Origin of the sequence: Caulobacter sp. B11, from assembly GCF_002737765.1 — a bacterium.
Taxonomy (GTDB): domain Bacteria; phylum Pseudomonadota; class Alphaproteobacteria; order Caulobacterales; family Caulobacteraceae; genus Caulobacter.
Map to the genome: position 1 here is coordinate 1 of NZ_PEGG01000377.1, position 6,503 is coordinate 6,503.

General features: G+C 73.0%; 5 protein-coding genes. All 5 read left to right on the forward strand.

What is annotated here, in order from left to right; genetic code table 11:
• Window positions 1–32: 32 nt before the first annotated feature.
• The 5 genes from CSW58_RS13065 to CSW58_RS13080 are packed head-to-tail and all read left to right on the forward strand — an operon-like array spanning window position 33 to window position 6,412.
• The gene (locus CSW58_RS13065; RefSeq protein ID WP_143755215.1) at window positions 33–3,263 is read left to right on the forward strand and encodes a LysM domain-containing protein; all 3,231 of its coding nucleotides are present in this window, start codon (window positions 33–35) and stop codon (window positions 3,261–3,263) included.
• Entirely contained in the window at window positions 3,227–3,640 is a 414-nt protein-coding gene (locus CSW58_RS13840) for a hypothetical protein (RefSeq protein ID WP_236627833.1), read from the forward strand. The genes CSW58_RS13065 and CSW58_RS13840 overlap by 37 nt, the downstream gene beginning before the upstream one ends.
• Window positions 3,637–5,733, forward strand: coding sequence for a hypothetical protein (locus tag CSW58_RS14195; RefSeq protein WP_161494624.1), 2,097 nt, complete (start codon window positions 3,637–3,639; stop codon window positions 5,731–5,733). Before CSW58_RS13840 ends, CSW58_RS14195 begins: the two co-directional genes overlap by 4 nt.
• Window positions 5,730–5,993: a hypothetical protein gene (locus CSW58_RS13075; RefSeq protein ID WP_099447571.1), complete on the forward strand. Its 264-nt coding sequence runs from the start codon at window positions 5,730–5,732 to the stop codon at window positions 5,991–5,993. The genes CSW58_RS14195 and CSW58_RS13075 overlap by 4 nt, the downstream gene beginning before the upstream one ends.
• A gap of 32 nt (window positions 5,994–6,025) precedes the next feature.
• Window positions 6,026–6,412, forward strand: coding sequence for a hypothetical protein (locus tag CSW58_RS13080; protein WP_099447572.1), 387 nt, complete (start codon window positions 6,026–6,028; stop codon window positions 6,410–6,412).
• Window positions 6,413–6,503: the final 91 nt, after the last annotated feature.

Sequence of the window (6,503 nt, forward strand, 5' to 3'; positions counted from 1 at the left end):
TGTTCCCGGGCGAGGCTGTCAAGCCCGTGCCCGTGACCTTGGTCCCAGGCATGACCGTGGCCGATGTGCCGGTCGCCTGGAGCGGGAGCACCGCGCCGGCCAACCCCGATCCGCACTGGCGGATGATCTTCATGCTCAGCGTCGAGTCGGCGACCCCGCCCGAAGCGGCGAGCATCGCCGACTCCCACCGGCAGACCGCCGAGGCCAGCGCCCAGGCCGCGTCGGTCGCCGACCTCGGTTTCAACGTGCTGGTCGAGGCCATGCTGCGCTGGGCCGTCTCGGCCCTGCCGGGCGTCGAGGGGCCGATCACCGCCGGCGACCTGGCCGACCTGGCCGGTCAACTGGACTGTCCCCAGACCCTGGACCAGGGCTTCAGCTTCGAAACCCTGTCGACGCTGTTCGCGGGCAACCTGCTGCTGCAGATGAGCGCGGTTCCGGAAGGCGCGCCGGCCGACCGCACCGGGGTGGTCTTCCCCATGCCGCCGATCCTGAACTGGACCTCGCCGGACCTGCCGGTGGAGGGCGAGCGCACGCGGGACTTCGCCAGTTACCAGCCCATCGACGCCACCTATCAGGCGCAGGTCGCCGCCTATTTCCACGACCTGGACCCCCGCGAGCGGGCCCACCGCAGCGCCCCCCTGGCCATCCTGGCGGAGGAGGCCGGCCAGTCGATGGCCAGCTTCGTCTACCGCGACTACATGGCCCTGCTGGCCAAGTCGGCGGTCGAGGCCTGCGACGCCCTGCTGCAGGACTGGCCCTGGGACCTGACGGCCGCCGACACCCTGGCGGGGATCGCCGGGCAGTTCCCCAGGATCGAACTGCCCTACACGGTCAGCCTGGGCGACACCGTCGATCAGGTCGCCGCCACGCTGGGCGCCTCGACCAGCGAGATCCTGGCGCTCAACCCCGGCCTGCCCGCGCTGCTGAACACCACCCCGCCGGGGGAAACCATCGAGGTCCTGCTGGGCGTCACCCCGGAAAGCCTAGCGGCGGGCAATCCCGACTGGCCGCTGGCGGCGGGCAAGACCATCCGCCTGGAAGCCACGGTGACGCAGGTGCTGGAAGACGAGAGCCTGCAGGCCGTGGCCGGCCGGATGCATGCGGACGCCCAGGCCTGGATCGCCGCCGACGCCCTGCTGGACCTGGGCGGCCTCACCCGGCCCGGCGCGCCGCTGGCGGTCAGCAGCCTGATCTACGCCAACCCGCTGGGCCTGGACCTGCGCACGGTCGCGGCGGCGTTCTACGCCCGCCAGCCCGGCGGAACCGACTTCCCGATGGCCGACTGGTACGGCGAGGCCATCGGCCAGCTCAATCCCGACCAGATCGGCGCCGACGGCAGCCTGCCCGACCCGGTCCTGATCCCCGCGGCTTACGACCAGCTCAGCGAGCCCATCCCCTGGGTCCCGCTGCCCGGCGACACCCTGATGAGCATCGCCCGCGCCGCGACCCTGGCCCAGAACCCGGTGGCCGGCAGCGGCTTCGAGACCTTCATGGCCGAGGTCACGGCGCTGAACCCCGGCCACGTCGACGGAGCGGTCGCCCTGCCGAACGGCGCCTGGCCGATCCTGCCGGACGAGACCCTGCGCGAGCTGGCCATCCGACTGCTGCTGGTCGACCCGGCCAGCCAGCCCTATGTCCCCAGCAACGCCTTCGCCGCCCTGGTGCTGGACGCCGACATCCTGACCCCGCTGGCCCAGGTCCTGGTGACGGACGCCAGCCTGCCCACCGCGGCGGGCCAGACCCTGGCCGGGTTCGCCAGCCTCTACGACCTTTCCATCGAACAGGTCGGCCGGCTGGGCCAGGACGTTCAGGGCCTGCTGCAGCCGGTGGCCGGCAAGCCGCTGAGCATCGCCGCCGTCCCGGCCGCCGACCTGGACGTCCTGATCGCCAAGATCCAGTCCGGCGCCCAGGCGGCCACCATCGCCGGCCAGGTGACCCGCTTCCTGCTCAACGGCCAGCGCGTCCCGGCTCCTGTCGAAGTCGACGGCCATTACGAGGCCACGGGCCCGATGACCGGCCTCTACGAACTGATCGGCCAGCAGGTCACCGGCCCGGCCCCGGACCCCGAACACCCGCCGGAAACGGTGATGGCCCAGATCACCCTGGCGCTCGATGCGCCGACCCCCTGGCTGACCTTCGTGGCCAGCCAGACGGTCACGGCCGCCGACACCGCCCAGACCCTGGCCGCCGCCTGGCCGCGCCTGGCCGAACTGAACCCCGCCGGGCGGCTCGCCCCCGGGATGGTGGTGCTGACCGAGACGCTGGACAGCCTGACCCTGGCGGTGACCCAGGCCCATCTGGCCGCCGGCTATCCTGCCACCGGCCTGCTGCCGCAGCTGGACGGCGGGCTCAGCGCCCTGACCCTTTACCGTGACGATCCGGTGCGCCATCCGATGGGCCAGGTCCGGCGCTGGCAGACCCCGGTGACGCCCGACTGGCCGGCCTTCACCCGCGCCGCGGCCCAGTCCGGCATGCCCAGCCTCTGGCCGATCGGCGGTGACCTGGCGGCGGCGGCCCTGAAGCTGCCCGCCACGGCCTTCGAGCTGAAGCTGACCGATCCGGCGCTGGGCCCCGAGGCACCGCCGCGCCCGGTGGCCAACCATGTCTGGGCCAGCCTGATCGAGCTGCGAATCCAGAAGATTCCCGGCCAGGCTAACACCTACGAGCTGATCGGCGCCGACACCGCCGGGCGCCAGCGGCTGCTGGAGCTGTGGAGATACCTGGACGGCACTTCCAGCGAGACCGCCGACATCCAGGTCCTCTACCAGCTGTCGGAATCGGCCGGCCTGCCCGCCGGCCTGACCTCGGCCCCGCTGAACCCGGACCTCAGCTACCTGGTCAAGACCAACCTCTCGACCGAGACGCGCTCGGGCGCCCAGCTTCGCGCCGACGCCGCCGAGCCGACCTTCGGCGACTATTTCGCCCGCATCGCCGACGCCCGGCGGTTCCTGACCCTGGCCTGGGAGGCCAGCGTGGTCGGCGGCGGCGGCTACTGGCTGGAGATCACCGGGACCGACGGGACGGGCCTGCCGGAGAACATCTTCGCGCCGGAAGGCGGCGGCCTGATCAGCCTGCTGGTCGTGCTGGGCAGCCAGTCGAGCGCCAACCCTCGCGCCGCATCTTGCCGTTCAATACCTGCGCCCTGGTGGCGGACCCGCTGGATCCCTCGGCCAGCGCCCTGTTCGCCGAGGCGGCGGACCGGGCCGAGACCACCCGGCAGGCGACGGTGTCGCCCGGCCAGGTCGGCTTCAGACTGGACCTGACCCAACCGCCCGTCACCGACGGGCCCTCGGCGCCACAGGAGGCGCTGCGCGAGCTCTATGGCCTGCTGGGCTACCAGATGGTCGAGACGGCAGCCTTCGCCGGCAGCAATCCCGGCAAGCCGGTGTCGCCCCGCTCAGAGGGTGAGACGGTCTGGCGGATGAGCCGCGTGCTGCCGGCCGTCAACTTCGCCAAGAGCCATCCGCTGCCGCCGGTCAGCGGCCTGCCGGCCCCGGCCGACGACCCCTATGCCGGCATCTCCACCGGCGGCGGCCAGACGGCGATCAGCACCGCGCGGGCGGCGGTGTGGTTCCGGGATGTCTACGGCAACAGTTCGGACGTCGACCCGGCGGCCAGGCAGGCGGGAGTACGGCCATGAGCAGCGAGGTTGCCGCCAGCGGCGTGCTGGATCTGGCCGTCGGCTATACCGATCCGGTGATCGCCCTGGGGGCCTGGCCACAGACCACGGCCGAGTTCAGCGTCTCTCCAGCCGTCGGCGGCGGCGCGACCCTATCGGTGGGGCTGAGCTTCCAGAGCAGCGCCCTGGTCGCCGCGCCCACCGAACCCGCTGGCGCGGGCGCCGCTCGAGCCCTGGACCTGTCGACCCGCTTCGATCGCATCTATTTCCAGGTCGGCCAGCCGGACGTGAGCCTGAGCCTGTCGACCAGCCTGAACCAGCCGGCCGGCGGCTCGCCCATCCCGCTGGCTGGCCCGCTGGGCGGCCTGCGGGCCCAGGCGGCGGCGGCCAGCGCCTTCGCCGCCACCGCCGCCACCCTGCGCACCCTGACCGCCGACCCGGCCGTCACCGCGACCCTGGGCGATGTGGTCAGCCATTACGGGCTGGACTGGCCGGCCCTGGCCAGCGCCAACGGCCTGCGCACCCTCGGCGAACTGATCGTCGGGACGGCCGCCGCCCTGCCGGTGTTCGCGGTTTTCAAGGCCGGCGACACGACCGCCAGTCTCTGCCCGCCCGAACTGACGGTCTCGACCGTGCTGGCCGACCCCGACAACACCGTCCTGCCGCTGACGGCGGGGATCGAGCTGGCCATCCCCGCCCGCACCCTGACGCCGGACGCCGCCCTGTCGCTGAACGCCATCGCCGCGGCGGCCAAGGTCACGCCCGCCAGCCTGGTGCGGGCCAACGCCGCCACGACCGGCCTGCTGCGGCCCGGCTTCGTCTTCACTGGCCAGGGGGTCGAGGTCGAGGTGGCCCTCAAGGCCCCCGACAGCGAGGTCAGCCTGGACGAGATAGCCCAGACCTTCTTCGACAACGGCGTGCCCTGGAACACGGTGATGGTCGCCGTGGCCAATGGCGAAACCCTGCCGGGGATGTTCCGCGACGGGGCGTCGCTGAACCTGGACCGCTACATCATCCAGGCCGACGAGACCCTGGCCGCCAACGGCTCCGGGGCCAGCCTCACCGAACTGGCCGCGCGCAACGGGACCACGGTCGACCTGTTTCCGGCCGGCGCTCCGGTCTTCCTGAGCGCCCCCGCCACCGCGCCGCTGGACATGCCATTGGCCGAGATCGCCACCGCCTATGGCGTCGAGTCCGGCGAGTTGCTGCGCCACAACGCCGGCGCGGTGCTGAAGGCGGCCGGGGTGCTGGTGCTGCCCGGGGTGGGTGTGCTGCCGGCCAGCCCCCAGACCCTGCGCATTCCCTATGGCATTCCGCCCCGGCGCAGCCTGGAGGCGATCAGCGGCCGCTTCCTCAAGGCCGAGGAACTGCGCACGCCGGTCCAGGGCCTGGTGGCCGCCAATGCCGCCCTGCCGGGGACGGTGGCCGGCGGCCAGACCATCGTCGTGCAGGGCCAGTCGATCGCGACCCAGGACGGCGACAGCTTCGAGGCCGTGGTCGCCCGGGCCGATCCGCCGATCACCCTGGACCAGCTGGCCGACGCCATCGCCGACGAGCCGGACGTGCTGGCTCCCGGCGGCCTGCTGCTCTGCCCGCCGGCCCAGCTGGCCAGCGGTTCGGGCACGACGCCCTCGCAGGTCGGACTGCGCTACAGCGTCACCGCAAGCGCCCTGCTGGCGGCCAACGCCGCCACGCCCGGCCTGATCCAGCCGGGGGTGACCATCACCGCCCCGGCCTCGGAAGGCTCGGTCAGCCTGGTGACCGCCGCCGCCGACAGCGTCAACGCCATCTTGCGCCGGTTCGCCCGGGCGGGCGCGGCGGTGACCATCGACGGCCTGGCCCAGGCCAATCTGAATGTCGGCATGCTGGCGGCCGGAGCGCTGCTGCTGCTGCCCCGCCGCTGCGCCGGCTGGAGGCCAGCTTCGGCCAGGCCGGCTGGGTGCTGCCCGGCTCGATCTTCCCCCTGCGCTGCTGGGTCGGTATCGAGCGCGACCTCGACCTGGTCGATCCGGCCTTCCGGGCCCGCCGGACGCCCCGGCCTCGGCCGTGGCGGCGGTCAGCGCGGTGGCCGCGCGGCGCAGCATCGCCGCGACCGACCCGAGGACAGGGCGTGACGCTGAACGCCTTCGCCGCCGATCTGGAGGCGGCCGTCCCCCGGCCTGCGGGTCGCCACCGGCAAGGTGCTGTCGGCCGAGCGCACCACCAGCGCCAGGCCGACCCGACCGACGTCTGGGCGGTGTCGTTCATCGACGGCGCGGGCATCGGCAAGGTGGCCCTGGCCCCGCCCTCGACCGTCCCCGGCGTCGAGGGTCTGCAGCCGCAGCTTCGCCCTGCGGCCGCTGTCGAATGTGCTGGAATCGCGCTCCGGGTGTGAGATCAGGCTGCTCGATCCCGCCACCGGCCTCTATGGCGATACCGAGACCCGCGATTATCAGGGGCATCGACCTGGAGGCCTGGGCCCGCGACTTCCTGGCCGACCTGGACCTGTTCTATTCGGCCCCCTACGCCCCCCGCCTACCGCGTCGCCCGCGCGATGCTGGGCCTGGCCATCGGGCTCCAAGGCGGACCTGGCCGGGGCGGTCGCCGACGGCCTCTCGCCCGGTGCTGGTCCTCGACGAGGACGCCGAGATCGGTGGCGACAACTGGACCGCCGCCCGCGAGGCGCTGCGGCAGGAACTGCTGGTCAAGCTGTCGCGCGCCTATGGCGTCGCCGCGGTTATCCAGTTCCAGGCCAGCGTCGAGGCGCAGGCCGACACCGCCAACGCCAAGTTGTCGGGGACCGGCCGCATCTAGCCCTGGACGCCGCCGAGGGCGACAACGAGACCTGGCGCAAGGCGCAGCTGTCGACCGCCAAGACGCCGCTGGGCGCCGGCTCCTGGCCCAT